General features: G+C 68.3%; 25 protein-coding genes. 14 read left to right on the top strand and 11 right to left on the bottom strand.

The features are described from left to right. Nucleotides 1–20: 20 nt before the first annotated feature. The 8 genes from QWJ38_RS12550 (at nt 21) to QWJ38_RS12515 (ending at nt 9,268) form a co-directional block, all read left to right on the top strand. Nucleotides 21–4,571: a pilus assembly protein gene (locus tag QWJ38_RS12550; protein WP_290359418.1), complete on the top strand. Its 4,551-nt coding sequence runs from the start codon at nt 21–23 to the stop codon at nt 4,569–4,571. An 11-nt stretch (nt 4,572–4,582) separates the two neighbouring features. Then, a complete protein-coding gene (locus tag QWJ38_RS12545; protein WP_290359417.1) occupies nt 4,583–5,206 on the top strand; it encodes an energy transducer TonB in 624 nt (207 codons plus the stop codon). A gap of 109 nt (nt 5,207–5,315) precedes the next feature. After that, the gene (locus QWJ38_RS12540; RefSeq protein ID WP_290359416.1) at nt 5,316–6,167 is read left to right on the top strand and encodes an ABC transporter ATP-binding protein; all 852 of its coding nucleotides are present in this window, start codon (nt 5,316–5,318) and stop codon (nt 6,165–6,167) included. Further along, nucleotides 6,164–6,943 carry a lipid asymmetry maintenance ABC transporter permease subunit MlaE gene (gene mlaE, locus QWJ38_RS12535; RefSeq protein WP_290359415.1) on the top strand — a complete coding sequence of 260 codons (780 nt, stop codon included), beginning with the start codon at nt 6,164–6,166 and terminating at the stop codon, nt 6,941–6,943. Before QWJ38_RS12540 ends, mlaE begins: the two co-directional genes overlap by 4 nt. A gap of 25 nt (nt 6,944–6,968) precedes the next feature. After that, nucleotides 6,969–7,469 (top strand): outer membrane lipid asymmetry maintenance protein MlaD, encoded by a 501-nt coding sequence (gene mlaD / locus QWJ38_RS12530; protein ID WP_290359414.1) that lies wholly within the window; start codon nt 6,969–6,971, stop codon nt 7,467–7,469. Nucleotides 7,470–7,492: 23 nt separating this feature from the next. Continuing rightward, on the top strand, nt 7,493–8,233 hold the full coding sequence (locus tag QWJ38_RS12525; protein ID WP_290359413.1) for an MlaA family lipoprotein: 741 nt from the start codon (nt 7,493–7,495) through the stop codon (nt 8,231–8,233). Between the two features lie 64 nt (nt 8,234–8,297). After that, entirely contained in the window at nt 8,298–8,957 is a 660-nt protein-coding gene (locus tag QWJ38_RS12520) for an MlaC/ttg2D family ABC transporter substrate-binding protein (RefSeq protein WP_434063977.1), read from the top strand. Continuing rightward, nucleotides 8,957–9,268 (top strand): STAS domain-containing protein, encoded by a 312-nt coding sequence (locus tag QWJ38_RS12515; RefSeq protein WP_290359412.1) that lies wholly within the window; start codon nt 8,957–8,959, stop codon nt 9,266–9,268. The genes QWJ38_RS12520 and QWJ38_RS12515 overlap by 1 nt, the downstream gene beginning before the upstream one ends. A 13-nt stretch (nt 9,269–9,281) precedes the next feature. On the opposite strand, the gene QWJ38_RS12510 is transcribed toward QWJ38_RS12515, so the two are convergent. Both QWJ38_RS12510 and zwf read right to left on the bottom strand, forming a co-directional pair. After that, complete coding sequence (locus tag QWJ38_RS12510) at nt 9,282–10,142, bottom strand: MurR/RpiR family transcriptional regulator (RefSeq protein WP_290359799.1); 861 nt, start codon at nt 10,140–10,142, stop codon at nt 9,282–9,284. A gap of 5 nt (nt 10,143–10,147) precedes the next feature. Continuing rightward, the gene (gene zwf, locus QWJ38_RS12505) at nt 10,148–11,593 is read right to left on the bottom strand and encodes a glucose-6-phosphate dehydrogenase (protein WP_290359411.1); all 1,446 of its coding nucleotides are present in this window, start codon (nt 11,591–11,593) and stop codon (nt 10,148–10,150) included. A gap of 137 nt (nt 11,594–11,730) precedes the next feature. On the opposite strand from zwf, the gene tal reads away from it, so the two are divergent. From tal to QWJ38_RS12490, 3 genes are read left to right on the top strand one after another with little or no spacing between them, the layout of a single operon-like run. After that, entirely contained in the window at nt 11,731–12,684 is a 954-nt protein-coding gene (gene tal, locus QWJ38_RS12500) for a transaldolase (protein ID WP_290359798.1), read from the top strand. After that, nucleotides 12,681–14,291 carry a glucose-6-phosphate isomerase gene (gene pgi / locus QWJ38_RS12495; RefSeq protein WP_290359410.1) on the top strand — a complete coding sequence of 537 codons (1,611 nt, stop codon included), beginning with the start codon at nt 12,681–12,683 and terminating at the stop codon, nt 14,289–14,291. Before tal ends, pgi begins: the two co-directional genes overlap by 4 nt. Further along, nucleotides 14,288–14,905 (top strand): HAD family hydrolase, encoded by a 618-nt coding sequence (locus QWJ38_RS12490; RefSeq protein WP_290359409.1) that lies wholly within the window; start codon nt 14,288–14,290, stop codon nt 14,903–14,905. Before pgi ends, QWJ38_RS12490 begins: the two co-directional genes overlap by 4 nt. Here the strand turns inward: QWJ38_RS12490 and QWJ38_RS12485 are convergent. The 7 genes from QWJ38_RS12485 to QWJ38_RS12455 all read right to left on the bottom strand — a co-directional run bounded on the left by QWJ38_RS12485 (nt 14,902) and on the right by QWJ38_RS12455 (nt 21,117). Further along, nucleotides 14,902–15,093, bottom strand: a complete 192-nt coding sequence (locus QWJ38_RS12485; RefSeq protein ID WP_290359408.1) for a DNA gyrase inhibitor YacG — start codon at nt 15,091–15,093, stop codon at nt 14,902–14,904. The two genes, QWJ38_RS12490 and QWJ38_RS12485, sit on opposite strands and share 4 nt — an antisense overlap. Beyond that, on the bottom strand, nt 15,090–15,845 hold the full coding sequence (gene zapD, locus QWJ38_RS12480; protein WP_290359797.1) for a cell division protein ZapD: 756 nt from the start codon (nt 15,843–15,845) through the stop codon (nt 15,090–15,092). The genes QWJ38_RS12485 and zapD overlap by 4 nt, the downstream gene beginning before the upstream one ends. Before the next feature lie 68 nt (nt 15,846–15,913). Beyond that, a complete protein-coding gene (gene coaE, locus QWJ38_RS12475; RefSeq protein WP_290359407.1) occupies nt 15,914–16,519 on the bottom strand; it encodes a dephospho-CoA kinase in 606 nt (201 codons plus the stop codon). 10 nt (nt 16,520–16,529) lie between these two features. After that, nucleotides 16,530–17,462, bottom strand: coding sequence for a prepilin peptidase (locus tag QWJ38_RS12470; RefSeq protein ID WP_290359406.1), 933 nt, complete (start codon nt 17,460–17,462; stop codon nt 16,530–16,532). A 3-nt stretch (nt 17,463–17,465) separates the two neighbouring features. Beyond that, on the bottom strand, nt 17,466–18,683 hold the full coding sequence (locus tag QWJ38_RS12465) for a type II secretion system F family protein (RefSeq protein ID WP_290359405.1): 1,218 nt from the start codon (nt 18,681–18,683) through the stop codon (nt 17,466–17,468). Between the two features lie 41 nt (nt 18,684–18,724). Continuing rightward, nucleotides 18,725–20,392, bottom strand: a complete 1,668-nt coding sequence (gene pilB / locus QWJ38_RS12460) for a type IV-A pilus assembly ATPase PilB (protein WP_290359796.1) — start codon at nt 20,390–20,392, stop codon at nt 18,725–18,727. 290 nt (nt 20,393–20,682) lie between these two features. Continuing rightward, nucleotides 20,683–21,117, bottom strand: a complete 435-nt coding sequence (locus QWJ38_RS12455) for a hypothetical protein (RefSeq protein ID WP_290359404.1) — start codon at nt 21,115–21,117, stop codon at nt 20,683–20,685. A 431-nt stretch (nt 21,118–21,548) separates the two neighbouring features. On the opposite strand from QWJ38_RS12455, the gene QWJ38_RS12450 reads away from it, so the two are divergent. The 3 genes from QWJ38_RS12450 to QWJ38_RS12440 are packed head-to-tail and all read left to right on the top strand — an operon-like array spanning nt 21,549 to nt 25,067. Next, entirely contained in the window at nt 21,549–21,938 is a 390-nt protein-coding gene (locus QWJ38_RS12450; RefSeq protein WP_290359403.1) for a response regulator, read from the top strand. Between the two features lie 55 nt (nt 21,939–21,993). Further along, nucleotides 21,994–22,794 (top strand): hypothetical protein, encoded by an 801-nt coding sequence (locus tag QWJ38_RS12445; protein WP_290359402.1) that lies wholly within the window; start codon nt 21,994–21,996, stop codon nt 22,792–22,794. Further along, the gene (locus tag QWJ38_RS12440) at nt 22,791–25,067 is read left to right on the top strand and encodes an ATP-dependent DNA helicase (RefSeq protein ID WP_290359401.1); all 2,277 of its coding nucleotides are present in this window, start codon (nt 22,791–22,793) and stop codon (nt 25,065–25,067) included. The genes QWJ38_RS12445 and QWJ38_RS12440 overlap by 4 nt, the downstream gene beginning before the upstream one ends. Here the strand turns inward: QWJ38_RS12440 and QWJ38_RS12435 are convergent. Next, nucleotides 25,036–25,737: an amino acid ABC transporter permease gene (locus QWJ38_RS12435; protein ID WP_290359400.1), complete on the bottom strand. Its 702-nt coding sequence runs from the start codon at nt 25,735–25,737 to the stop codon at nt 25,036–25,038. The genes QWJ38_RS12440 and QWJ38_RS12435 overlap by 32 nt on opposite strands. After that, nucleotides 25,734–26,432, bottom strand: a complete 699-nt coding sequence (locus QWJ38_RS12430) for an amino acid ABC transporter permease (protein WP_290359399.1) — start codon at nt 26,430–26,432, stop codon at nt 25,734–25,736. Before QWJ38_RS12430 ends, QWJ38_RS12435 begins: the two co-directional genes overlap by 4 nt. Nucleotides 26,433–26,443 lie beyond the last annotated feature (11 nt).

The following is a 26,443-nucleotide window of genomic DNA, read 5'->3' as shown; positions in this document are numbered from 1 at the left end:
AGCGACAGCGAAGGTTTCCCATGACGACAACAAAGCACCTCACGCGACTGGCTGTTCTCGGCTTCGGCCTGACCCTGGCGGCGCTGCCGGCCGTGCGCGCCGAGCAGACCGATCTGGCGACGGCCCCGCTGTTCACCTCGACGACGACCAAGGTCAAGCCCAACGTGATGTTCACGCTGGACGACTCGGGCAGTATGGCCTGGGACTTCATGCCCGACGACGCGGATTTCAACACCTCCAGCTTCAACAGCCGCTACGGGCGCCGCGCCGCGCAGTGCAACGGTCTCGGCTATGTGCCGGCCAGCGTCGTCGGCGGCCCGAGCTACGACAAGCCGGTGACGGCCAGCGACACCGGCGCGACGACGGCGACCATGGGCTCGGCCGCCGATGCCAGCACGGCCTTCCTCAGCGGCAGCTCGGTCAGCAGCGGCAGCGGCCAGCCCGGTTACCTGGGCAGCGGCGACGTCAATCTGACGACCAGCATCCGCGCCATCACCAGCCCGAGCAATCCCAGCGTCGTCGGCAGCGGCAGCGTCACGGTGACCGTCTCGGGGGCTTCGTCGGGCTCCTATTACCCCGGCATGGTGGTGTCGGTGTTCGGCAGCACGACCGACTCGCGCGGCAACGTGATCTACAGCAGCAACGCCTACATGATCGGCAAGGTCAGCAGCTGGAATTCCAGCCAGCTGGTGATCAATGTGGCGATGTCGGTCGGCAGCGGTTCGCTGTCGGCCCCGTACGTCGGCGTCGGCTCGCCGATCGACAATGTCTACTACACCTATTCGGGCAGCCAGGCCAAGATGGCCTGGGCCTATCCCGGCAACACGCTGACGACCAGCTCGACCTTTTACAGGGAATGCAATAGCGCGATCGGCAGCGATCCCGGCAAGTCGGTCTTCACCGCGAACATCGTGACGCCCAGCTCGGCCGAGGCGCAGCGCTATGCGAACTGGTACTACTACTACAGCACCCGCATGCGGATGATGAAGACCAGCCTGTCGCGCGCGTTCAGGGATCTGGGCGACGATTTCCGCATCGGTCTAAGCACGATCAACGAGGGCGCCAGCGCGCTGCCGACGCTGCAGCTGGCCGATTTCGGCAAGGCGCAGAAGATCGAGTTCTTCAGCCAGGTCTCGAATGCCTCGCCGGGCGGCAACACGCCGCTGCGCATGGCCCTGTCCAAGATCGGCAAGTACTACGCCAACAAGCTGACGGGGCAGGCCGACCCGGTGCAGTACTCCTGCCAGAAGAACTTCAACATCCTGTCGACCGACGGCTACTGGAACAGCACGGCCGGCAGCGATCTGGCCGGCAATGCGATCGGCAACCAGGACAGCGGCGCGACGACGCGTCCGATGTATGACGGCGGCACGAGCACCTCGCGGACGACCAGAACCTGGACCGTCACCGAGACCGGCACGCGCACTGCCGAAACGCCCCGGACCACAGTCAGCACGGTGACGACGCGCGTCACCCAGACGGTGACGACGCCGCACACGGTGACGACCTATCGCAAGCAGATGACGGCGGCCATTTCGTCGGCTTCGCGCTGCAGCAGCGGCTCCTCGCCCTGCACGATCACGATCAACACCTCGACCTCGCATGGTTACGTGACCGGCGACAGCATCACGATCAACGCCAGCAACAACGACTACGACGGGACCTACAGCGTGACCGTCGTCGATGCGAACACCTTCACCTTCACGAAGAGCAGCCGCCCGAGCAGCCCTAACGGCATCTCGGGCACGGTGGCACCCCAGAGCAATAGCTGCAGCACCGCCGGCCAGGGTCGGCTGGTGACGACGGTGCAGACCTATACCTCGACGGACCGGACGCCGACCGATACGACGGTGACGACGACGACGCCGTCGACCTCCACCACCGTCTACAACATCACCCGCAGCACGCCAATGACCCAGGTCATCACCGTCGTCAACGGCCAGCAGCAGTCGGACACGACGACGGCCGGCACGGCGACGGTCACCGTCGGCAGCACGATCAGCGGCCCCACGGTCGTGACCGGCACGACGACGAACAGCAGCGCCTCGTCGACCGGCACGACGACGACGACCAACACGACGCCGGTCACGAGCTCGGGATATCCGAGAACGGACAACTGCAGCGCCGGCGCCGCGCCGGCCGATACCGATGTGGCCGGTACCGGAACGACGACGAACAGCGCCTCGAGCCAGGTCGGCACCAGCGGTCCGACGACGACGAACGGTACCGTTGTCAACACCGATGTCTACACGACGAGCTCGCCGGGCACGGTCAGCAGCTCGACGACGAACTCGACCAGCGGCGGCAGCAGCGATTCGCTGGCCGACGTGGCGATGTACTACTACAAGACCGATCTGCGCGACGCGGGCCTGTCCAACTGCACCGGCGCGCTGGGCACCTCGGTCTGCGACAACAATATCAAGGGCGTCGGCGAGGATTCGGCCAGCTGGCAGCACATGTCCACCTTCACCCTGAGCCTGGGCATGAGCGGCACGCTGACCTACGACCCGAACTACCAGACCCAGCCCGCGGGCGATTACCGCGACATCGTGCTCGGCAACAAGAACTGGCCGGTGCCCAGCAGCGACGGTGGCGCGGTCAATATCGACGACCTCTGGCATGCCGCCGTCAACGGCCGCGGCCGCTACTTCAGCGCCACCGATCCGAACTCGCTGGCCGCCAGCCTGACCGCCACGCTGAACACGATCTCGGGCCAGAACGGCTCGTCCTCGGCGGCGGCGACCAGCACGCTGCAGCCGGTGGAAGGCAACGACGGCGTCTTCATCGCCCAGTTCACCTCGAACTCCTGGGTCGGCGATCTGAAGGCCTATCACATGAACACCAAGACCGGCGCGGTGCCGATCTCGGCGCTGGATGCCGCCGGCAACAAGGTCGATCTGCGCTTCTGGTCCGCCGCCGAGCAGCTGACGCCGACGACCACGCGCAACATCTATTACTTCAAGCCCGGCGCCGGCAATGCCGGCACGCTGCGCCCGTTCAGCTATGCCAACCTGACCGCCGACGGGATGAATGGCCTGGTCGACAATGCCTGCGGCAAGTCCCCGTCGCTGAGCCAGTGCACCGGGCTGACCGCGACGCAGGCCTCGTCGATCAATTCCGGCGCCAATATGGTCAGCTTCCTGGCCGGCCAGGCGCAGACACAGTACCGCACGCGCACCCAGGTGCTGGGCGACATCGTCAACTCCTCGCCGGTCTATGTCGGCGCACCGGGCTTCAACTACACCGAGAACGGCTACGCCGCCTTCAAGACGGCCCAGGCCGCCCGCGGGGCGACGCTGTACGTGGGCGCCAACGACGGCATGCTGCACGCCTTCAATGCAAGCAACGGCCAGGAGCGCTGGGCCTATATCCCCGGCATCGTGATGCCGCGCCTGTACATGCTGGGCGACGCCTATTACGAGTCCAAGCACCAGTACTTCGTGGACGGCACGCCGGTGGTCGGCGACATCTACGACGGCACGAAGTGGCGCACGATCTTGGTCGGCGGCCTGAACGGCGGCGGCAAGGGCTATTACGCGCTCGACGTGACCGACCCGGCGAATCCGGTCGCGCTGTGGGAATTCCAGGACAGCCAGAAGATGGGCTACAGCTTCGGCAATCCCATCATCACCAAGCGCCGCAACGGCACCTGGATCGTCGCCTTCACCTCCGGCTACAACAATGCCGACGGTGGCGGCCATCTGTTCGTCCTCAACGCGGTGACCGGCCAGTTGCTGACGACGATAGACACCGGCGAGGGCTCGTCCGGCTCGCCCAGCGGCCTGGGCAAGCTGAACGCCTGGGTCGATTTCGACAGCGAGAACCTGGTCAAGCGCTTCTATGCCGGCGACCTGCTGGGCAATGTCTGGCGCTTCGACATCGACGGCTATGTCGCCCCGGAGAACAGCGCCTTCAAGCTGGCCCAGTTGCTGGTCGAGGGCCGGCCGCAGCCGATCACGACGCAGATCCAGCTGGCCGAGATCGAATCGAACCATGTGAACTACCAGGTCGTCTATGTCGGCACCGGCCGCTATCTGGGCCGCTCCGACGTCGGCAATACCGAGCTGCAATCGGTCTATGCGATCAAGGACACGCTGGGCAATACCAGCCTGGGTGATGTGCGGCCGACGCTGCTGCGGCTGACGGCCAGCCAGCAGGCCAGCGACAGCATCGCCCGCACGATCAGCTCCAGCACGCCAATCGACTGGGCGGCGAAGAACGGCTGGTATGTCGATCTCGGCGCCGGCGAGCGGGTCAATGTGGACATGCAGCTGGCCTTCAATATGCTGACCGTGGCCGGCAATCTGCCCGGCACGACGGCGACCGATTGCACCGAGGCCGGCAACGGCATCTCCTGGCTCTACCAGCTCAATGTGATCAGCGGCACCGGCACGGCCGACAAGCTCAGCTCCATGGTCGCCGGTCTGGCGACGGTGCAGCTGGCCACCGGCAAGGGCGTGACCGTCGTGACCAAGACCGACGTCTCCGAGCCCCTGCCCAAGACGGTCGATCCCTCGATCGCCAGCGCCGCCAAGGCACGCCGCAGCTCCTGGCGCGAGCTGGCCGACTGAGCGAGCAGCCGATGCGCGCGAGCGGTCGCTCCGTCCTGCTGTCGCTGTGCGTCGCGGCCTCGCTGTCGGCGCATGCGCTGCTGCTGGCCGGCGCCTGGCAGGGCGGCCCGACGCCCGGCCCGGGTCCTGCGGCCAAGGCCCTGGCGACGCGCCGGCTGGCCCTGCTCGACGCGCCGGCGCAGGCGGTCACCGAGCCTGGTCCGGCCTTGGCAGGGCTCGGCACTGCGCCGCCGACCGAGCCGCTCAGCCTGGCCGCGGTGCCGGCGCTGACGCCGATCGCCTCGGCAGCGTCCGAGGGCGAGGCCGAGGGCGAGGACGGCTATATCCCGCGTCCGCTCCTGACCCTGCCGCCGGTGCCGCAGCAGGCGGTGCTGCTGCAGTGGCCCGAGGCCGGCCTGCCGGACGGGCATTACAGCGGCATCATCGCGCTCTTCATCGACGAATTCGGCATCGTGCAGAAGGTGCGCGTCGAGGAGGGCGGCCTGCCGCCGCTGCTGGCCGAGCAGGCGCGCCAGGCCTTTCTGGGCCAGCGCTATCTGCCGGGACAGTTGCAGGGGCGCGAGGTCAAGTCGCGCATACGCATCGAGGTGGCCTTCGACGCCGAGGCGGTCGCACGCGCGAAGGGTGCACCTTAGGGATTCTTTACAGCAGCCATCGTTGAGGCCGTCGCCGGCGAATATCCGGTGTTTCCCCTATGATGGAGCCTTTGCCAAATTCGGGCCCCGGGCCCAGCGCCTGCGGCTCATGGCCCCATATCCGTCCTCTTCCTCTCCCGACAACGCCCCGCCCCTGATCGAACTGCGCGACGTCAGCTGCGGCTATGGCGACCGGCTGATCCTTGAAAAGGTCAATCTGACCGTGCCGCGCGGCAAGGTGCTGGCCCTGATCGGCACCTCGGGCGGCGGCAAGACCACGGTGCTGCGCCTGCTGGGCCGGCAGATCCGGCCGTTCGCCGGCCAGGTGCTGTTCGATGGCGAGGACATTGCCGGCTTCGACCAGACCCGGCTCTATGCGCTGCGCCGCCGCATGGGCATGCTGTTCCAGTTCGGCGCGCTGTTCACCGATCTGTCGGTGTTCGAGAACGTGGCCTTTCCGCTGCGCGAGCACACCGAGCTGCCCGAGGCCATGATCCGCGATCTGGTGCTGATGAAGCTGAATGCGGTGGGCCTGCGCGGCGCGCGCGATCTGATGCCGTCCGAGGTGTCGGGCGGCATGGCGCGGCGCGTGGCGCTGGCGCGGGCGATCGCGCTGGACCCCGACCTGGTGCTCTACGACGAACCCTTTGCCGGCCTGGACCCGATCTCGCTGGGCGTCGCGGCGCGGCTGATCCGCGACCTGAACGACGCGCTGGGCCTGACCAGCCTGATCGTCTCGCACGATCTGCACGAGACCTTCGGCATCGCCGACGAGGTCGCGATGATCGCCAACGGCCGCGTCGTCGCCCAGGGCAAGCCGCAGGATCTGCAGCACAGCGACGATCCCTTGGTGCGCCAGTTCGTCAATGCGCAGGCCGACGGGCCGGTGCGCTTTCACCAGCCGGCCGCACCGGTGGCCGGCGACTTCGGCCTGGCTGCATCGACGGGGGGGCGCGCATGATCGCCGTCGCCAGCCAGATCGGCCGCGCGCTGCGGCTCAAGCTCGTCGACATCGGCGCCGGCGCGCGGCTGTTCGCGCAGCTGCTGGCCCGCTCGGGCAGCAGCTTCCTGCGCTTCGGCCTGGTGCGCGAGCAGGTCTTCTTCCTGGGCAACCGCTCGCTGTCCATCATCGGCGTGTCGGGCCTCTTCGTCGGCTTCGTGCTGGCGCTGCAGGGCTACTACACCTTGCAGCGCTATGGCTCGGCCGAGGCGGTGGGCCTTCTGGTTGCCCTCAGCCTGGTGCGCGAGCTGGGCCCGGTGGTGACGGCCCTGCTGTTCGCGGGCCGGGCCGGCACCTCGCTGACGGCCGAGATCGGCCTGATGAAGGCGGGCGAGCAGCTGACGGCGATGGAGATGATGGCCGTCGACCCGCTCAAGCGCGTGCTGGCGCCGCGCTTCTGGGGCGGCTTCATCGCGATGCCGCTGCTGGCGGCGGTGTTCTCGGCCGTCGGCGTGCTGGGCGGCTGGCTGGTCGCGGTGCCGCTGCTGGGCATCGACGCCGGCTCCTTCTGGTCGCAGATGCAGGGCGGCGTCGACGTCTGGGCCGATGTCGGCAACGGCGTCATCAAGAGCCTGGTGTTCGGGGTGACGGTCACCTTCGTCGCGCTGCTGCAGGGCTATAGCTGCAAGCCGACGCCGGAAGGGGTGTCGCAGGCCACGACGCGCACGGTGGTGCTTTCCTCGCTGGCGGTGCTGGCGCTGGACTTCGTGCTGACCGCGATGATGTTTTCGATTTGACGGATAGAGATCTGGGGAGAAGAGGATGAGCCAACAACAAGCCTCTCGACATGATGCGTGGGTGGGTTTCTTCGTGCTGCTGGGCGGCGCGGCCCTGCTGTTCCTGGCCCTGAAAGCCGGCAATCTGCTGAGCCTGAATTTCGACGAGACCTACCAGGTGACGGCGCGCTTCGACAATATCGGCGGCCTGAAGCCGCGCGCGGCGGTGAAGAGCGCCGGCGTCGTGGTCGGCCGCGTCGAGTCGATCCGCTTCGACGACAAGAGCTTCCAGGCCCAGGTCATCATCAATCTGAACAAGGGCGTCGCCTTCCCGAAGGACAGCTCGGCCAAGATCCTGACCTCGGGCCTGCTCGGCGAGCAGTACATCGGTCTGGAGCCGGGCGCCGACGAGAAGAACCTGGCCGCCGGCGACCGCATCACGCAGACGCAGTCGGCCGTCGTGCTCGAGAACCTGATCGGGCAATTCCTCAACAGCAAGGCGGCCGAGATGGGTTCGACGCCGGCCAGCGGAAACGGCAAGCCGTGAATCCTCGAAGAAGTACGAACCGTTTGACGCTGCCGCTGCTGCTGGCGGCAAGCCTGCTGCTCGGCGGCTGCGCCAGCCTGCGCGGGCCCGGCTCGCAGGGCCAGAAGCTCGATCCCTGGGAAAAGTGGAACCGCAAGGTCTTCGCCTTCAACGATGCGCTGGACGAGCAGGTGCTGAAGCCGATCGCGACCGCCTACAGCGAGCTGGTCCCCTCGCCGGTGCGCCAGGGCGTCGACAATTTCTTCAACAATGTGGGCGATGCCTGGTCGGCGGTGAATCTCATGTTGCAGGGCCGGCCCAAGGCCGGCGTGCTGCAGGGCTTCCGCTTTGCCGTCAACTCCACGCTGGGCTTTGCCGGCCTGATCGACCTGGCCTCGGAGGCCGGCATCGAGCGCAACACGCAGGACATGGGCAAGACCTTCGGCCGCTGGGGCTTCGCCACCGGCGCCTACATCGTCTGGCCGCTGTTCGGGCCTTCGTCGGTGCGGGACTCGCTGGGCATGCCCTTCGACGCGCTGGCCTCACCGTCCTGGGTCTTCTCCGACGGCAACAGCAAGGTGGCGATCTACACGCTGAAGACGGTCAATGCGCGCTCGAACTTCCTGCGTGCCGGCCAGATGCTGGAAGGCATCGCGCTGGACAAGTACACCTTCTACCGCGATGCCTATCTGCAGATGCGCGGCAGCTTCGATGACGATGAGGAATACGAGGTGCTGACGCCGGAAGAGGACAGCTCGAAGCCGAATCCGCAGGCCGGGCCGTGAACCGAATGACGGGCTCGCGCGTTGCAGCAGGGTCCGCATGAAAACAGTGAAAGGAAGCAAAGCAATGCGAGCTATCGATTTCGTGGGCACGCGCCGCCGTGTGATGGGCGGCCTGATGGCCCTGGCGCTGGCCGCCGGCCTGGGCAGCCCGGCGCTGGCCGCCGACAACAGCGCGCCCGACCTGCTGATCCGCCAGCTCTCGCTGGAAACGCTGGAGGCGCTGAAGAGCGACAAGGCGATCCAGGGCGGCGATGTGCAGAAGATCATGCAGCTGGTCGACACCAAGGTCATGCCGCATGTGAACTTCAAGCGCATGACCGCTTCGGCGGTCGGCCGCTTCTGGCGCCAGGCCACGCCCGAGCAGCAGGCCAAGCTGGAGACCGAGTTCAAGGCGCTGCTGGTGCGCACCTATGTCGGCGCGCTGACCCAGGTCAAGGACCAGACGATCGCGCTGAAGCCGCTGCGCGCCGGCGCCGAGGACACCGAGGTCGTCGTGCGCACCGAGATCCGCGGCAAGGGCGACCCGATCCAGCTCGACTACCGACTCGAGAAGACGCCCGCCGGCTGGAAGATCTACGACGTCAATGTGCTGGGCATCTGGCTGGCCGATCAATACCGCAACAGCTTTGCCCAGGAGATCGGCGCCAACGGCATCGATGGCCTGATCAAGGCGCTGGCCGATCGCAATGCCAAGGCGGCCGCCAGCGCGCCCGCCAAGTCCTGATGCCGGCGACGATGCAGGCGCTGCCGGCCCGCGTGCGCATGGCCGAGGTGCCGGCCCTGTGGGCGGCACTGCAGCGCGAGCTGCGGGCGCAGGCCGAGCAGGCCGGCCCCGGCGCGCCGCTGCAGATCAGCCTGGCGGCGCTGGCGGAGTTCGATTCCAGCGTGCTGAGCCTGCTGCTCAGCGCGGCCCGCTGGGCCGGCGCCGAGGGGCGCCCGCTGCGCCTGCTGGAGGTGCCGGCCAAGCTGCAGGAGCTGGCCCGCGTCTACGGCGTGGCCGAACTGCTGTGGCCGGAACTGGTGCCGACCGCCTGAGCCGCGCGGCGGCTTACTGTGCGTAGCGCTTGCTGCGCAGATTGCGCTTGATCTCCTGCAGCATCGGCCGCAGGTTCTGACCCAGGCGCAAAGCGACCCCGGTGGTCAGGATGTCGACGGCGGTCAGGTGCAGCAGCCGCGACACCATCGGGCTGTAGCGGTCGAAGTCTTCCGGATGGTCGACGGCCAAGAGGATCTGGCCGGGGCTTTGCGCCAGCGCTGCCAGCGGCGAGCCGCTGGCGGTGATGATGATGGTCGTCGCGCCCTTCTTGCGGGCGATCTCGGCCGCGTCGAGCAGATCGCGGCTGCGCCCCGAATTGCTGATGATCACCGCGCAGTCGCCCGGCTGCAGCATGGTCGCGCTCATCAGCTGCACATGGCCGTCGCTGCAGGCGGCCGTATTGACGCCCAGGCGGAAGAACTTGTGCTGCGCGTCGAGCGCGACGATGCCCGAGTTGCCGACGCCGTAGAACTCGATGCGCCGGCCCTGGCGCGCCGATTCCGACAGCGCCGCGATCGCGCGCTCGAAGGCATGGCTGGCCGCGTCGTTGCGGTAGTGCAGCAGGGCGGCGACCGCGTTGTCGACCACCTTGACGATCAGATCGGCCGGCTTGTCGTCCTCGTCGACGGCGCGGTGCACAAAGGGCACGCCCTCGTTGACGCTGCCGGCCAGCTTCAGCTTGAAGTCGGCCAGGCCGTCGTAGCCGACCGAGCGGCAGAAGCGCACGACGGTGGGCTTGCTGACATGGGCCCGGTCGGCCAGCTCGGTGACCGGCAGGCTGGCAAAGGCGCGCGCGTCGGTCAGCAGCAGCTTGGCGACGCGCTGCTCCGCCGGCGGCAGCGCCGGCAGCGCCGCCTTGACCCGTTCGAGGATGCTCATCATTGTTCCTCGGCCCAGGCGTAGCCGTCGCGCGCGACCAGCGCGCTGGCCGCGGCCGGCCCCCAGGAGCCCGCGTTGTAGGCGCGCGGGCCGTTGCCGTCGCGCTCCCAGGCGTCCAGGATAGGTTCGACCCAGCGCCAGGCCTGCTCCTGCTCGTCGCTGCGCACGAACAGGTTCAGGCGGCCGGCGATCGCGTCCAGCAGCAGGCGCTCGTAGGCGCCGACCCGGTTGCTGGCAAAGGCCTTGTCGAAGTCCAGGTCCAGCGAGACCGGCGTCAGCGCCTCGCCGCTGGCGCTGCCCTTGGCGGCCAGCAGCTGCAGTTCCAGCCCGTCCTCCGGCTGCAGCTTGATGATCAGCCGGTTCGGCTGGTTGGCGCCGGGGAAGATCGGGTGCGGCACCGGGCGGAAGTTGACGACGATCTGCGCGTCGCGCGCGGCCAGGCGCTTGCCGGTGCGCAGATAGAAGGGCACGCCGGCCCAGCGCCAGTTCTGCACCTCGGTGCGCAGGGCGACAAAGGTCTCGGTCGGGCTGCCGGCAGGCACCTTGGCCTCGTCCAGATAGCCGACCACGGCCTTGCCGTCGACGGTGCCGGCGCGGTACTGGCCGCGCACGACGTCGCGGCTGACGCTCTCGGCGGTGAAGGGCTTCAGCGAGCGCAGCACCTTGAGCTTCTCGTCGCGGATCGCGTCGGCATCGTCGGTCGACGGCGGCTCCATCGCGATCATCGTCAGCAGCTGCAGCGCGTGGTTCTGGATCATGTCGCGCAGCGCGCCGGTGCCGTCGTAGAAGGGCCCGCGGGTGCCGACGCCCAGGCTCTCGGCCAGGGTGATCTGGATATTGGCGATGCTCTCGCGCCGCCACAGCGGCTCGAACAGCGCATTGCCGAAGCGCAAGGCCATCAGGTTCTGCACCGAGGGCTTGCCCAGGTAATGGTCGATGCGGAAGGCCTGGGTCTCGGCGAAGACCGAGCGCACGACCTTGTTGATCTCCTGCGCGCTGGCCAGGTCATGGCCCAGCGGCTTCTCCAGCACCACGCGCACCCGCGGATGGTTCAGGCCGGCGGCGCCGAGCTGCTCGCAGATCTGGGTGAACAGGTGCGGGCTGGTGGCGAGATAGAGCACCACCGTGTCGGCATTGCGCTCCTCCAGCCAGTCCTTCAGCCGCTGGTAATGCTCGGGCTGGGACAGGTCCATGCGGCGGTAGTGCAGCAGGGCGGCGAACTTCTCGAACTCCTCGTCGTTCGGCCGCTTGGGGCCGTCGACCTCGCGAAAGCGTTCCTTCAGCCATTCGCGGTAGCGCTCGTCGGGCATGTCGTCGCGGGCGACGGCCAGGATGCGGCCGCCCTCGGGCAGCTTGCCGTGACGGAAGGCCTGGAACAGCGCCGGCATCAGCTTGCGCCAGGTGAGGTCGCCGGTGCCGCCGAAGAAAACGAGATCGAATGACATGCGGGTCAGGGTCCTGAAGAATGACTTGATGTAACGAAGTTACCGGAATTATGATGCACGAGTTTCTTGCGCCGGTCAATCTGGCCGCACCCAGCGGTTCTAATAAGGGCTTGCAGGAAATCCATCAGGAACGCCGTATGAACCAGCTCGAACAACTGAAGACCCACACCACCGTCGTCGCCGACACCGGCAATTTCTTGCAGCTGGCGCAGTTCGCGCCGCGCGATGCGACGACCAATCCCTCGCTGATCCTGAAGGCGGTGCAGTCGACCGACTATGCGCATCTGCTGCAAGACGCCGTCGCCGCCCACAAGAGCGAGCCGCTGGACCAGATCGTCGACCAGGTGCTGGTGCGCTTTGGCCTGGAGATCCTGAAGGTGGTGCCGGGCCGCGTCTCCACCGAGGTCGATGCGCGCCTGTCCTTCGACAAGGCGGCGACCATCGCCCGCGCCAAGCGCATCATGGCGCTGTACGAGCAGGCCGGCGTCAAGCGCGAGCGCGTGCTGATCAAGATCGCCTCGACCTGGGAGGGCATCCAGGCCGCCGCCGAACTGGAGCGCGAGGGCATCCGCTGCAACCTGACCCTGCTGTTCGCCTTCTGCCAGGCGGTTGCCTGCGGCGCCGCTGGCATCCAGCTGATCTCGCCCTTCGTCGGCCGCATCTACGACTGGTACAAGAAGAGCGCCGGCGCGGCCTGGGACGAGGCCGCCCATGCGGGCGCCAATGACCCGGGCGTCAAGTCGGTCACGCAGATCTACAACTACTACAAGAAGCACGGCATCAAGACCGAGGTGATGGGTGCTAGCTTCCGCAATATCGGCCAGATCCAGGCCCTGGCCGGCTGCGACCTGCTGACGATCAGCCCGGACCTGCTGGCCCAGCTGCAGGCCTCGGACGCGCCGCTGGCGCCGGCGCTGAGCGCCGAATCGGCCCGCGCGGCCGACATCCCGGCCGTCGCCTTCGACGAGGCGGGTTTCCGCTTCGCGCTGAACCAGGACGCGATGGCCACCGAGAAGCTGGCCGAGGGCATCCGCGCCTTTGCCGTCGATTCGGCCAAGCTGGACCAGATGATCGAGCAGAGCCTGCGATGAGCTTCATGCGCTGTGACCGCAGCCCCGCCTGGGCCGCCCTGCGCGCGCATTACGAGGCAGCCGGCCGCGGCTTCGATCTGCGCCAGGCCTTTGCCGCCGAGGCGGAGCGCTTCGAGAGCTGGTCCTTCCAGGCGCCCGAGGTCTTCGCCGATCTGTCCAAGAACCGCATCGATGCGCGGGCGCTGGAGCTGCTGTTGCAACTGGCGCGCGACTGCGGCCTCACGGCGCAGCGCGACGCGATGTTCGCCGGCGAGGCCATCAATCTGACCGAGGGCCGCGCGGTGCTGCACACGGCGCTGCGCGCGCCGGCCGGGGAGGGCCTGTTCGGCGACGAGGTGCAGGCCTCGCTGGCCGCGATGCTGGACTTCGCCGAGGCGGTGCCCGGCCGCGGCTTCAGCGACGTGGTCCACATCGGCATCGGCGGCAGCGATCTGGGCCCGGCCATGGTCGTGCAGGCGCTGCGGGCCTTCGGCCGGCCGGGCATCCGGCTGCATTTTGTCTCCAATGTCGACGGGCATGATCTGGCCCCGGTCTTGCGCCAGCTCGATCCGGCGACCACGCTGTTCGTCATCGCCTCCAAGACCTTCACGACGCAGGAGACGCTGGCCAACGCGCTGGCCGCCAAGGCCTGGTTCCTCGCCGCCGGTGGGACGGACATCGCCAAGCATTTCGTCGCCACCAGCAGCAACACCGCGGCGGCCGGTGCCTTCGGCATCACGACGAGCTTCGGCTTCTGGGACTGGGTCGGCGGCCGCTACTCGCTGTGGTCGGTGATCGGCCTGCCCATCGCGATCGCCGTCGGCGCCGCCAACTTCCGCGCGCTCTTGGCCGGCGCGCATGCGATGGACCGCCATTTCGCCGAGACGCCGCTGGAACGCAATCTGCCGGTGCTACTGGCGCTGATCGACGTGTGGTACCGCAATTTCCACGGCTTCGGCAGCCGCAGCGTCGCGCCCTATCACCAGGGCCTGCGCCGCCTGCCGGCCTATCTGCAGCAGCTGGAGATGGAAAGCAACGGCAAGGGCGTCGACCGCGAGGGTCAGCCCTTGCCCTACGGCACCAGCCCGGTCGTCTGGGGCGAGGCCGGCACGAACGGCCAGCACGCCTATTTCCAGATGCTGCACCAGGGCACCGACGTGATCCCGGTTGAGTTCATTGCCGTCAAGACGCCGAATTTCGGCGCCAGCGGCGAACTGGCCGAGCGTCTGGCCGACCAGCACCAGAAGCTGCTGGCCAACTGCCTGGCGCAGTCGCAGGCGCTGATGCAGGGCAAGCGCTTCGACGAGGCGCTGCAGGAAAAGGCGCCGACCGCCTCGGCCTCGCTGGACGCCGCGACGATTGCGCGGCATCGCAGCTTCCCCGGCAACCGGCCCAGCACGACGCTGCTGCTGGACGCGCTGACGCCGCGCTCGCTGGGGGCGCTGATCGCGCTCTACGAGCACCGCGTGTTCACCAGCGGCGCGCTGTGGGGCATCAACAGCTTCGACCAATGGGGCGTCGAGCTCGGCAAGGCGCTGTGCAACAGCCTGCTGCCGCGGCTCTCCAGCGGCGACACGGCGGGCCTGGACGGCTCGACGGCGGGCCTGTTGAAGAAGCTGCGCGGATGATGAAAAAGAACATCGTCTTCGACTTCGGCGGCGTGCTGTTCCGCTGGCATCCGCCGAGTTTTCTGGCGCGCGTCTGGCCGCACCGGGCGGCCGATGCCGAGCAGGGCCGCGAGATCGCCGCCCAGTTCTTCGAGAACTACGGCGGCGCCTGGGGCGACTTCGACCAGGGCCTGATCGACGCGCCGACGGTGATCGAGCGCATCGCCGCGCGCACCGGCTGGCCGGCGGCCGAGGTTGCGCAGGTCGTCGCCGCGGTGCCGGACGAGCTGCAGCTGCAGACCGAGACGGTGGCCCTGATCGAGGAGCTCAAGCGCGCGGGCCACCGGCTCTTCTACCTGTCGAACATGCCCGAGCCCTTTGCCGACCATCTGCAGCAGAGCCATCCGCTGCACCAGTGGTTCGACGACGGCATCTTCTCCGGCCGCGTCAAGCAGTCCAAGCCGCGCGCCGAGATCTTCCGGCTTGCCTGCCAGCGTTGGGATGTAGCACCCGAGAGCTGCGTCTTTCTCGACGACCATCCGGTCAATATCGAGGCGGCACGGGCGCTGGGCTGGCAGGGCCTGCTGTTCAGCGATGCGGCGCAGGCGCGCCGCGAGCTCGCCGCGCTCGGCTAGTGCGGTAGCTGATCGTCCTCGACCGGCGGGCTCGCCTCGACGCGGAAGCTCTCGCTGGCCCAGGCGCCCAGATCGATCTGGCGGCAGCGCTCGCAGCAGAAGGGGCGCCAGGGATTGCTGGGCGCGAACACGCTGTCGCCGCCGCAGGTGGGACAGCGGACGATCTTCGGAGTGACGGGTTCGCTCATGCGCACAAGGTCAGTTCGAAGCTGGCGTCTTCGGGCGCCTGTTTCAGCCGGCCTTCCTCGTCCTGGCGCATCAGCCGGATATTGACCATCAGCCGGTGGCCGCTGATCTCGGGGATCAGCCCCAGGCTCGGATCGATGCGCATGCGCAGCAACTGATAGACCCGACCGGCCGCCAGGCTCTGCTGGAACTGGCCGCCGCTGGCCGCCACCTTGTGCGGAGAGCCGGAATCGCGCAGCAGGCCCAGCAGCACCTGCAAGGCCTCGGCCAAGGGCATCAAGGTCTGCGTCCACTGCATCAGGTCATTGCGCCGGCGCACCGGCAGCAGTTGCTGCCAGCTGTAATAGGCGGGCAGGTCGAATTCGCAGGTGCCGCCGGGGATGCTGATGCGGCTGCGGATGCTCATCAGCCATTCGTTGCCGGTCAGCGCGGCGCCGGCCTTGCCCTGCACCTGGTTCAGGCCGTTGAAGGCATGGTCGATGCGCGCAATCACCTCGTCGAGCGCGCTCTCGGAGACGCCGGGCTTGCCGCGGTAGCTGTTCAGCTGCGCCTTGTGCCGCTCCAGCTCCTTCAGCAGATCGGATTTCAGATCGGCGCGCGAGGACACGTCCATGATCTCGAAGATCGTCACCAAGGCGAAATGATGGTCCAGCGGGGTTTCGCGCGCGATCAGCTGACCGAGGCGGTCGAACAGATGCTCCAGACGCAGCATCGTGCGGATGCTCTCGTTGAACGGGTACTCGTAAAGGACCAAGGTGGTCATCCTCAGGCATGAAGTCCGCAAAGGCCGCCCGCGCGAGCGCTAGCGATGCGGTGATTGTTTCACAGCCCGCGGCTTTGTTCCTTGCGCCACAGCCGGGCCAGCGTCAGCACCTGCTCGCGCAGCTGCGCGAGGCTGGCCTGCTCGTTGGCGATCACCGCATCGGCGCAGGCGCGACGCCGTTCGCGGCTGGCCTGCTGATGCAGCACCGCCTCGACCGCCTCGCGGCTCCAGGCCGAACGCTCCATCACGCGGCGGATCTGCGTCGCCTCGCTGCAGTCGACCAGCAGCACGCGATCGACGCGCGCGCGCCAGCGGCCCGATTCGACCAGCAGCGGCACGTCGAAGACGATCAGATCGCCGGGCGCCGCGGCGGCCTGGGCCTGCGTCTCGGCGCCGATCAGCGGGTGCAGGATGGCCTCCAGCCGGCGCTTGGCGCTGGCATCGGCGAATGCCAGCTCGCGCATGCGGGCGCGATCGAGCGAGCCGTCGGCGGCGACTAGCTCGGGCCCGAACTCGGCCGCAATCGCCGGCATTGCCGCGCCGCCGGCGGCGCTCAGCTGGCGCGCGATCGCATCGGTGTCGATGACGGTGGCGCCGGCCTCGACCCAGAAGGCCGAGACGGTGCTCTTGCCGCTACCGATGCCGCCGGTCAGGCCGATGCGCATGGCGCCATGCTCAAGCCCAGCCGAGCCAGCCCAGCACGCGTTCCGGCCCGGCAAACAGCACGACCAGGCCGCCGCCGGCCAGGAAGGGGCCGAAGGGCACGTAGCGGCCCTCGCGCAGCGAGGCGCTCATCTTCATCGCGATGCCCACGATCGCGCCGATCAGCGAGGCGCCGAGCACGATGGGCAGGATCATCTGCCAGCCCAGCCAGGCGCCCAGGGCGGCCAGCAGCTTGAAGTCGCCGTAGCCCATGCCTTCCTTGCCGGTCGCCAGCTTGAACAGCCAGTAGATGGACCACAGCGACAGATAGCCGAGCAGGGCGCCGATCAGCGCGTTCGGCAGGGGAACAGTCCAGCCGAACAGCGCGACCGCCAGCCCGGCCCACAAGAGCGGCTGGTTCAGGGCATCGGGCAGCAGGGTGGTGTCCCAGTCGATCGCCGCCAGGGCCAGCAGGGCCGCGACGAAGCCGCACCACAGCAAGGTGCTCGGCTGCGCGCCGAAGCGCCAGGACAGGCCCGCAAAGGCCAGGCCGGTGGCCAGCTCGATCAGCGGATAACGCAGCGAGATTGGCGCCTTGCAGGCCGCGCATTTGCCGCCCAGACGCAGCCAGCCCAGCAGCGGCAGATTCTCGTGCCAGGCCAGCTGATGGCCGCAGGACGGGCAGCGTGAGCGCGGCAATGCGATGCCCAGATAGGGCAGCTTCTGGACCTGCTCGCTGAGCTTGGTCGCCGCGGCGGCCAGCTTGTCGGCCTCGGGCCGCGGCAGCGCGGCGGCACGGCTCAGCTCGGCGCCGTCGCTCAGCTGGCCGCAGGCCTCGGCCAGCCATTGCCGCTCCAGCATCAGCGGCAGGCGGTGGATGACCACGTTCAGAAAGCTGCCCACGCACAGGCCCAGCAGGCCCAGCGCCCAGGGCGAGAGCAGCCATTCGATCTCGCTTGCTTGCATCGCTCAGACCACCTGACCCAGCTTGAAGATGGGCAGGTACATCGAGACGACGATGCCGCCGATGATGCCGCCGAGAATGACGATGATGAAGGGCTCCATCAGGCTGGACAGCGCCTTGACCGCCTCGTCGACCTCGTCCTCGTAGAACTCGGCCGACTTGGCCAGCATATGGTCCAGCGAGCCCGATTCCTCGCCGATCGAGGCCATCTGCAGCACCATCACCGGGAAGATGCCGGTCTGCTGCATCGAGGTCGTCAGCGCGGCGCCGGTCGAGACATCACGCTGGATCTTTTCGGTCGCCTCGGAAAAGACCGCATTGCCGGAAGCGCCGCCGACCGAATCGAGCGCCTCGACCAGCGGCACGCCGGCGGCGAACATGGTCGACAGCGTGCGGGTCCAGCGCGCGACCGCCGACTTGTAGAGCAGGTCGCCGAACACCGGGATCTTCAGCATCAGCCGGTCCATGCTCTTCTGCATCTTCTCGGAACGTCTCCAGGATTGCAGGAAGAAATAGATGCCGCCACCGATGCCGCCGAAGATCAGATACCAGTAGGAGACGAAGAACTCCGACATCGCGATCACCATCAGGGTCGGCGCCGGCAGATCGGCACCGAAGGAGGTGAAGACGTCCTTGAAGGCCGGCACGACGAAGATCATGATGACGGCGACGACCACGAAGGCGACCACCATCACCGCGACCGGATAGGTCAGCGCCGACTTGATCTTGTTCTTGATCGCGACCGTCTTTTCCTGGTAGATCGCCAGCCGGTCCAGCAGCGATTCCAGAATGCCGCCCGATTCACCGGCCTCGACCAGATTGCAGTACAGCGCGTCGAAGTACAGCGGGTGCTTGCGGAAGGCCGAGGACAGGCTGGTGCCGGTCTCGACGTCCTGGCGGATCTCGTTCAGGAGCCGGGTCAGCTTGGGATTGGTGCTGCCGCGGGCGACGATGTCGAACGATTGCAGCAGTGGCACGCCGGCGCGCATCATGGTCGCCAGCTGGCGGGTGAAGACGGCGATGTCCTTCTGCTTGATCGCCTTGCCGCCGCTGTTGCGGCGCTTCTTGACCTTGTTGACCAGGATGCCCTGGCGGCGCAAGGTCGCGCTGACCATCGCCTCGCCGCCGGCGCGCAATTCGCCGCGCACGATCTTGCCATTGCGGTCCTTGCCCTCCCACTCGTAGACAAAGTCCTTCACCCCTTTGGCTGCCGCTGTCGCCATATCATCTCCCGGGCTTGTGCCCCTGGTCGCTCAGGACCGTTTTATTCATTGGTGGCCGAAAGCACTTCCTCCAGCGTCGTCACGCCGGATCGCACCTTGACCAGGCCCGATTGCCGCAGATCGCGCACGCCATCGAGGCGCGCCTGCTCGGCGATGTCCATCGCCGTTCCCTCGGCCAGGATGATGCGCTGGATTGCCTCGGTAATCGGCATCACTTGGTAAAGGCCGACCCGGCCTCGATACCCGTTGTTGCAATTCGAACAGCCAACCGCGCGATAGGGCTTCCAGCTGCCGTCCAGTTCCTCGTCCAGATAGCCGGCGCGCAACAGCGCCTCGCGCGGATAGTCGGCCGCCGCCTTGCAGTTCTCGCACAGGCGCCGCACCAGGCGCTGGGCGGTGATCAAGAGCACGCTGGACGCGATATTGAAGGGCGCGACGCCCATATTCAGCAGCCGGGTCAGCGTCTTCGGCGCGTCGTTGGTGTGCAGCGTCGACATCACCATATGGCCGGTCTGGGCGGCCTTGATCGCGATGTCGGCCGTCTCCAGGTCGCGGATTTCGCCGACCATGATGATGTCCGGATCCTGGCGCAGGAAGGACTTCAGCGCGGCCGAGAAGGTCAGGCCGGCCTTGTCGTTGACATTGACCTGGTTGATGCCTGGCAAGTTGATTTCGGCCGGGTCCTCGACGGTGGCGATATTGACGCCCGGCTGGTTCAGGATGTTCAGGCAGGTGTAGAGCGACACCGTCTTGCCGGAACCGGTCGGGCCGGTCACCAGCACCATGCCGTAGGGCCGCTGGATCGCCGACATCAGGCGTTCCTTCTCGATCTTCTCGTAGCCCAGCGCGTCGATGCCCAGCTTGGCCGAGGAGGAGTCGAGGATACGGATCACGATCTTCTCGCCGAACAGGGTCGGCAAGGTGCTGACGCGGAAGTCGATCGACTTGGCGCCGAACTTCAGCTTCATCCGGCCGTCCTGCGGCACGCGGCGTTCGGCGATGTCCAGCCGCGAGATCACCTTGATGCGCGAGGACAGCTTGTCCTTGATCGCCACCGGCGGCTGGGTGATCTCGCGCAGCTCGCCGTCGACGCGGAAGCGCACCCGGTAGTGGAATTCGTAGGGCTCGAAGTGCAGATCCGAGGCGCGCATATTGATCGCATCGACCAGCATCTTCTGCAGAAAGCGCACGACCGGCGCGTCCTCGACGTCGGCCAGCTCGGCGGCGTCCTGCTGCGGCGCCGCGTCTTCCTCGGCGATGTCGAAATCGATGTCGCCGCCGGCCATCGACTCCAGCGCCTCGCTGGCGCTGACGCCGCTGCCGGCGAGCAGCTTCATCAGCTTGTCGTGTTCGACGATCACCCACTCGGGCGCCAGCTGCGTCGCGAACTTGATCCGCTCGACCACCTCCTGGTCGGTTGGGTCGGCGCCGCCGATGAACAGCCGGTTGCCGCGCCGGCCCAGCGCGACGACCTGGTACTGCGCCGCCAGCTTGCCGTCGATGATGTTCGCCGGCATGCGCTGCGGATCGACCGCGCCGAGGTCCAGCAGCGGCAAGGCCAGGGCGGTCGACAGGGTATGCGCCAGGTCGACCGGCGAGACGACGCCGGCGGCGATCACCGAGTTGACGAAGCTGACCTTCTTCTCGCGCGACTGGCGGACCAGCTCCTCGGCCTGCTTGGCCTGCAGCTTGCCGGCATGGACCAGCATCCGTGCGACGCCGGACAGGGCGGACTGGGGCGGTTGGACCAGGGTGGTTTCCACGGGTTCGGCGGACAGGCGAGGGTCGATTTGCGGGGCGGGATGTCAGACTTTAAACCCAGCCGCAAGCCGCAAAGCCTTCTGGTGCGTGGCTTTGCACCGCTTTTACCGTGGCTTGAATGCCCGCGTCGTCCGCCGCGCAACAGTCGGGGCCGCGGCTGCGGGTCTACCCGAACCGGCGGCCTCTCAGAGCTCCGGCTCTTGCCGTCCTCACCTTCCGACGCGGCTTTGTCGGGCCCTCAGTCCCCGCGTCGGGCGCGCGGCTTGGTGTTTGTCGTCCTTCCCTTCTTGCCCGTCGGGCGCAGGCGATCCTCATCCTCGTCTTCATCATCCTCTTCGCCCTCCTCCTCGTCGCCGGGATCCGGCGCCATCGCGCGGTCGATCGCCTCGGCCTTGTCGACGCCGGGCAGTTCCTCATCGTCGAAGATCTGGTCGACCGAGATGTCGGCGCCGTCCTCCTGTGCTCGCGGCTCGCGGGTCTCCAGCGGCGCATGGGCAAGGTCGCGGCCTAGGGTCACGTCGACCGGCTCGGCCGGATCGGCCGAGGGCAGGCTGTCCGTACCGGCGCGGTCGCTGCCGCTGTCCGAGTTGTCGCCGGGCCCCAGCGCCTCTTCGTCGCGGCCCTTGGGTTCGAGAGGGGCTCGGTCGATGCCGAGCAGGCTGCTGCGTCCCATGATCTGTCCTTTCGCTGGCTGTCCTGGTCTGCTGCGGCAGCGGCAAGCGGAATTCCCGCCGGCGACGACGGCACGGCCGGTCGGCCATCTGCCGCGCGCCGTGCTGGCGCCGCAAGCGCCACGACGCCCGCTGCCCGGCCGCCTGGGTACCTTGCTTGCCTAGCAGCGCCGCACCGGCTGCTGATGCCGATGCTGGCGCCCTGTCTGGGCCTGCGCCTGCTGGCCGGGCTGGCGACACCGCGGCAGCGGGCGATACTGGACAATGCACGCTTGCTTTGGCTATCGTCCTTTCTTCACGGCATGCTGCCGGTGTGAGCGCCCTATGCGGTGCGGACTGGATGAACGGCTGAGCGTCGCCCAAGCAGGCTCGGTTGCCATGATGCCGGCCGCGCTGCCGTTCGGTGCTGGCGAAAAGTAAAGGGGGCAGGGGGATGAGCAAGGAAGAAGTCCGCGTGGTCGTCGTCGACGATGTGCCCGACTCGGCGGAGACCCTGGCGATGGTGCTGGAGATGGACGGCTACACCGTGCGCACCGCCAGCAGCGGCGTGCAGGCGCTGTCGCTGATCGAGGAGTTCCAGCCGCTGTGCGTGCTGATGGACATCCATATGCCCGGCGTCAGCGGGCATGAACTGTCGCAGCGGCTGCGCCAGCGATATGGCGACGACATCGTGCTGATCGCCGTCACCGGCTGGGGCGGCGCCGAGGAACGGGTGTCGGAAAGTTTTGCCCGTTTCGACCACTATCTGCGCAAGCCGGTCGACCGCGAGCTGCTGCGCAAGCTGCTGCCGCCGGTTGCCGGCCCGGCCCCCGGCGCCGGCTGAAGTAGGCGCCGGCTGCGGCACGGGCCGAAGAACCACTGTATTTATAATCAGTGGCATGAGCGGTGATCTGCGCGCGGCGCCCGTCCTGACCCGTCTGCATCGAACCCGGCTGATGCAGGTCTGGCGCTCGGCCGGCTGGCCCTGCCGCGACGGCATCGAGATCGACCTGCTCGCCGCGCAGCTGCTCGAGCAGCGCCTCGCCCTCGACGGCCGTGAGACCCTGGCGCTGACCGAGGCCGGCATCGCCCTGCTGGCCCGATCGCGCCAGCAGGGCCAGCGCGCGCTGTCGGCCCATGACCGGCTGGCACAGCGCTTCGCCGCCCAGCTGTCGGGCGCGGGCCGCATCGTCTGGCGCGAGCTCTCGCTGCGGGCGCTGGTCGAGGAGGGCGCCGCGCCGGCGGGCCAGCCGCCCCTGCTGAGCGGCGAGCCGCTTGATGCGGCGGCGGTCGCGGCGCGCAATGTCTGGCGCATGGCCCGGCCCGATCTGTTCTCGGTGCGCAACACGACGGTGGAGGCCTATCTGCAGCCCATGGTGCATGAGATCAAGGCCAGCCGCGCCGACCTGTTGTCGGACCTGCGCCATGCGGCCAAGCGCCAGGCCTATCAATGGCTGTGCAGCGAGTGCTATTACGTGTTCCCGGCCGGCGTGGCCGAGGCCGAGGAGATCCCCGAGCAGTTCGGCGTCTGGGTGCTGCATGGCGAGCTGGACGCCGGCCGCTTCGAGCTGCTGCGCCCGGCCCGCCACAGCCGCTGCAGCTTGCCCTTCGCCGTCTGGCTGGCGCTGGCCAAGGCCACGCCCTGGAGCAGCGACGAGGACGCGTCGCCGCAGGCGGCGCTGGGCGACGAGCGGCCGTGAGCGAGCCCCGCTACACGGTCGCCGTGCGGGAGCTTTGCGAGTTCACCGCCAAGCAGGGCGATCTCGATCTGCGCTTCACGCCGGCGCCGACCGCCCTGGAAGGCATCGCCGGCCATGCCCTGGTTGCCGCGCGGCGCGGCGCCGGCTATCGCAGCGAGCTGGCATTGAGCGGCGACCATGGGCCGCTGCGGGTGCGCGGCCGTGCCGATGGCTTTGATCCGGCGCGCGGCCGGCTGGAGGAGGTCAAGACCTACAAGGGTCGGCTCGAGCGCCAGCCGCCGGCGCAGCGGCAGCTGCACTGGGCGCAGGCCAAGATCTATGGCTGGCTGCTGTGCCAGCAGGAGGGCCTGGAGCAGCTGGAGGTCGGCCTGGTCTATTTCGACATCGGCAGCCAGCGCGAGACGCTGATCAGCGAGCACTGCACGGCCGCGGCGCTGCGCCAGCATTTCGAGCAGCATTGCGAGCGCTTCCTGGCCTGGGCGCAGCGGCAGATCGCGCATCGCGAAGCGCGCGACGCGGCGCTGGCGGCGCTGCGCTTTCCCTTCGACGGCTTCCGCCAGGGCCAGCGGCCCTTGGCCGAGGCGGTCTACCGCGCCGCGGCCGGCGGCCGCTGCCTGCTGGCGCAGGCGCCGACCGGCATCGGCAAGACGGTGGGTACCCTGTTCCCGCAGCTGAAGGCGACGCCGGCGCAGCGCCTGGACAAGATCTTCTTCCTGGCCGCCAAGACCTCGGGCCGCGAACTGGCGCTGAACGCCCTGCGCCGCCTCGATGCCGGGCCGCTGCGCGTGCTCGAGCTGGTCGCGCGCGACAAGGCCTGCGAGCATCCGGACAAGGCCTGCCATGGCGAATCCTGCCCGCTGGCGCGCGGCTTCTACGAGCGGTTGCCGGCCGCGCGCACGGCGGCGCTGGAGGCCGGCGTGCCGCTGGAGCAGGCGGCGCTGCGCGAGCTGGCGCTGCGGCACCAGGTCTGCCCCTATTACCTGAGCCAGGAACTGGCGCGCTGGGTGGACGTGGTCGTCGGCGACTACAACTACTACTTCGATCTGGGTGGCCTGCTGCACGGCTTGACGCAGGCAAACCAGTGGCGGGTCGGCCTGCTGGTCGACGAGGCCCACAATCTGGTGGAGCGCGGCCGCCTGATGTACAGCGCCGAGCTGCGGCCCGAGAGCCTGACGGCGGCGCGCCGCTCGCGCGCCGCGGCCGCCGTGCCGGCGATCAAGAAGGCGCTGGACAAGCTGCGCCGCGCCTGGGTCGCGCTGGACAAGGAGCCGGGCGAGGACTACCGCGTGCTGCCCGCCGTGCCCGAGCGCCTGCTGCAGGCGTTGCAGCAATGCAGCACGGCGATCCAGGATCATCTGGTCGAGCAGGCGGCCGAGCCGGATCCAGCGCTGCTGGACTTCGGCTTCGAGGCGCTGCACTGGCTGCGCTTGACCGAGACGCTGGACGCGCATTCGCTGGTCGACGTGGTCCGGCCGGCCGCGCCGGCCAAGCTGGGTCATTCGGTCATCAGCCTGCGCAATCTGGTGCCGGCGCCCTTTCTGCGGCCGCGGCTGGAGGCGGCGCACAGCAGCTGCCTGTTCTCGGCCACTCTGCAGCCCAGCGACTACTACGCCGATCTGCTGGGCCTGCCCGAGCGCCATGTCTGGGTGGATGTGGACTCGCCCTTTCGCGCCGCGCAGCTGCAGGTGCATATCGCCGGCGCGATCTCGACCCGCTACCGCGACCGCGCCGCCTCGCTGGCACCCATCGTCGATCTGATGGCGGCGCAGTTCGCCGCGCGGCCCGGCAACTACCTGGCCTTCTTCAGCAGCTACAACTATCTGCAGCAGGTCGCCGAGCTGCTGTCGGCGCAACACCCGACCCTGCCGATCTGGTGCCAGTCGCGGCGCATGGGCGAGGCCGAGCAGCGCCAGTTCCTCGAGCGCTTCGACGAGGGCGGGCAGGGCATAGGCTTCGCCGTGCTGGGCGGCGCCTTCTCGGAGGGCATCGATCTACCGGGCCGGCGGCTGATTGGCGCCTTTTTGTCGACCCTGGGCCTGCCGCAGCTGAACCCGGTCAACGAGCAGATCCGGTTGCGCATGCAGGCGCTGTTCGGCGCCGGCTACGACTACGCCTATCTGTACCCGGGCCTGCAGAAGGTCGTGCAGGCGGCCGGCCGCGTGATCCGCACGCCCAGCGACGAGGGCGTGCTGCACCTGATCGATGACCGCTATCGCCGTGCCGAGGTGCAGCGCCTGCTGCCTAGCTGGTGGGCGCTGGCGCCGTCGCCCTGAGGCCGGGCCGACGCTCCAGCAGGCCGGCCAGGCGCGACAGGCCGAAGCAGAGCAGGAAGTAGCTGGCGGCCAGGCTGGCATAGACCTCGACCGGTTTGACCAGCACCTGGATATTGATCTGGTTGGCGACGAAGCTCAGCTCCGACAGGCCGATGATGGTGCCCAGCGAGGTGTGCTTGATGGTGGTGACGAACTGGTTGACCAGCGAGGGCAGCATCTGGCGCAGCGCCTGCGGCAGCAGCACCAGGCGCAGCGCCTGCAGCCAGGTCAGGCCCAGCGCCCGCGCCGCCTGCAATTGGCCGCGCGGCAGGCCCTGCAGGCCGGCGCGCACGATCTCGGCCAGATAGGCGGCGTCGAACAGCACCAGCGCCGCCAGCATGGTCGCCAGCTGGCTGCTCTTGTGGCCGGTGAGGACCGGCAGGAAGAAATAGGCCCAGAACACCACCATCAGCAGCGGCGTGCCGCGCACCACCCAGACCAGGGCCGTCACCGGCACGCGCAGCGCCGCCCAGGGGCTGATGCGCGCCACGCCGACCAGCAGGCCCAGCGGCGCGGCCAGCAGCATCGCGCTGCCGGCCAGCAGCAGGGTCAGCGCCAGGCCGCCCAGCGGGCCATGCGGGTACTGACCGAGCAGGAAGTACAGCCAGTAGCTGTCGATCAGCTCCTTCATGCGGCGGGCCGGGTCGGATAGCGCCGCTGAAAGGCCCAGCCCGCCAGACTGATCGCCAGCGACAGGCCCAGGTAGACGGCGGTGGCGAGGGCAAAGGTCTCGAAGCCGCGGAAGCTGGCCGTCTCGACCCGCTGTGCCTGGTACATCAGCTCGGCCGTGCCGATCACGGTGGCGATGCTGGTGTTCTTCCACAGGTTCAGGGTCTGCGAGATCAGCGGCGGCACCGTGATGCGCAGCGCCTGCGGCAGGATCACCAGCCGCATCGTCGCCAGAAAGGTAAAGCCCAGCGCGCGCGCCGCCTCGAACTGCGTCCGCGGCACCGCGTTGAGACCCGAGCGCATGTCCTCGGCCATATAGGCGGCGGTGTACAGCGTCAGCGCGGCGATCGCGCTGGCGGTCTCGATCTGGCCGGCATAGAGCCAGGTCTTGGGGGCGTCCGGCAGCAGCTCCGGCGCAGCGAAATACCAGAACAGCAGGTGCACGAGCAGCGGCACGCTGCGCATGCCCTCGACATAGGCCCAGGCCAACGCGCGCAGGCCGCGCAGCGGCGACAGGCGCGCCAGCGCGACGAGGCTGGCCAGCGGCAACGCCAGCAGCAGGCAGACGGCGGTCAGCAGCAGCGACAGGCGCAGGCCGGCGATCAGCCAGTCGCGGTAGGGGCCGGCCAGCAGCGGGCCGAAATCGAGCAGGGGCATGGCGTCAGGCA

It is taken from the genome of Roseateles violae (assembly GCF_030410485.1).
Classification (GTDB): Bacteria; Pseudomonadota; Gammaproteobacteria; order Burkholderiales; family Burkholderiaceae_C; genus Roseateles_D; species Roseateles_D violae.
Note: the sequence above shows the minus strand (reverse complement) of the source record. Positions and strands in the feature narration are given on the sequence as shown.

What these genes read in the sequence shown, in the direction of transcription:
- QWJ38_RS12540 (WP_290359416.1), top strand. Translation starts at nt 5,316, where the DNA reads ATGGCCCCATATCCGTCCTCTTCCTCTCCCGACAACGCCCCGCCCCTG.
- tal (WP_290359798.1), top strand. Translation starts at nt 11,731, where the DNA reads ATGAACCAGCTCGAACAACTGAAGACCCACACCACCGTCGTCGCCGAC.
- zwf (WP_290359411.1), bottom strand. Translation starts at nt 11,593, where the DNA reads ATGTCATTCGATCTCGTTTTCTTCGGCGGCACCGGCGACCTCACCTGG.
- coaE (WP_290359407.1), bottom strand. Translation starts at nt 16,519, where the DNA reads ATGCGCATCGGCCTGACCGGCGGCATCGGTAGCGGCAAGAGCACCGTC.
- QWJ38_RS12435 (WP_290359400.1), bottom strand. Translation starts at nt 25,737, where the DNA reads ATGAAGGAGCTGATCGACAGCTACTGGCTGTACTTCCTGCTCGGTCAG.
- QWJ38_RS12470 (WP_290359406.1), bottom strand. Translation starts at nt 17,462, where the DNA reads ATGCAAGCAAGCGAGATCGAATGGCTGCTCTCGCCCTGGGCGCTGGGC.
- mlaE (WP_290359415.1), top strand. Translation starts at nt 6,164, where the DNA reads ATGATCGCCGTCGCCAGCCAGATCGGCCGCGCGCTGCGGCTCAAGCTC.
- QWJ38_RS12520 (WP_434063977.1), top strand. Translation starts at nt 8,298, where the DNA reads ATGCGAGCTATCGATTTCGTGGGCACGCGCCGCCGTGTGATGGGCGGC.
- QWJ38_RS12450 (WP_290359403.1), top strand. Translation starts at nt 21,549, where the DNA reads ATGAGCAAGGAAGAAGTCCGCGTGGTCGTCGTCGACGATGTGCCCGAC.
- pilB (WP_290359796.1), bottom strand. Translation starts at nt 20,392, where the DNA reads ATGCTGGTCCATGCCGGCAAGCTGCAGGCCAAGCAGGCCGAGGAGCTG.
- QWJ38_RS12445 (WP_290359402.1), top strand. Translation starts at nt 21,994, where the DNA reads ATGAGCGGTGATCTGCGCGCGGCGCCCGTCCTGACCCGTCTGCATCGA.
- pgi (WP_290359410.1), top strand. Translation starts at nt 12,681, where the DNA reads ATGAGCTTCATGCGCTGTGACCGCAGCCCCGCCTGGGCCGCCCTGCGC.
- QWJ38_RS12455 (WP_290359404.1), bottom strand. Translation starts at nt 21,117, where the DNA reads ATGGGACGCAGCAGCCTGCTCGGCATCGACCGAGCCCCTCTCGAACCC.
- QWJ38_RS12550 (WP_290359418.1), top strand. Translation starts at nt 21, where the DNA reads ATGACGACAACAAAGCACCTCACGCGACTGGCTGTTCTCGGCTTCGGC.
- QWJ38_RS12490 (WP_290359409.1), top strand. Translation starts at nt 14,288, where the DNA reads ATGATGAAAAAGAACATCGTCTTCGACTTCGGCGGCGTGCTGTTCCGC.
- QWJ38_RS12515 (WP_290359412.1), top strand. Translation starts at nt 8,957, where the DNA reads ATGCCGGCGACGATGCAGGCGCTGCCGGCCCGCGTGCGCATGGCCGAG.
- mlaD (WP_290359414.1), top strand. Translation starts at nt 6,969, where the DNA reads ATGAGCCAACAACAAGCCTCTCGACATGATGCGTGGGTGGGTTTCTTC.
- QWJ38_RS12430 (WP_290359399.1), bottom strand. Translation starts at nt 26,432, where the DNA reads ATGCCCCTGCTCGATTTCGGCCCGCTGCTGGCCGGCCCCTACCGCGAC.
- QWJ38_RS12545 (WP_290359417.1), top strand. Translation starts at nt 4,583, where the DNA reads ATGCGCGCGAGCGGTCGCTCCGTCCTGCTGTCGCTGTGCGTCGCGGCC.
- QWJ38_RS12465 (WP_290359405.1), bottom strand. Translation starts at nt 18,683, where the DNA reads ATGGCGACAGCGGCAGCCAAAGGGGTGAAGGACTTTGTCTACGAGTGG.
- QWJ38_RS12485 (WP_290359408.1), bottom strand. Translation starts at nt 15,093, where the DNA reads ATGAGCGAACCCGTCACTCCGAAGATCGTCCGCTGTCCCACCTGCGGC.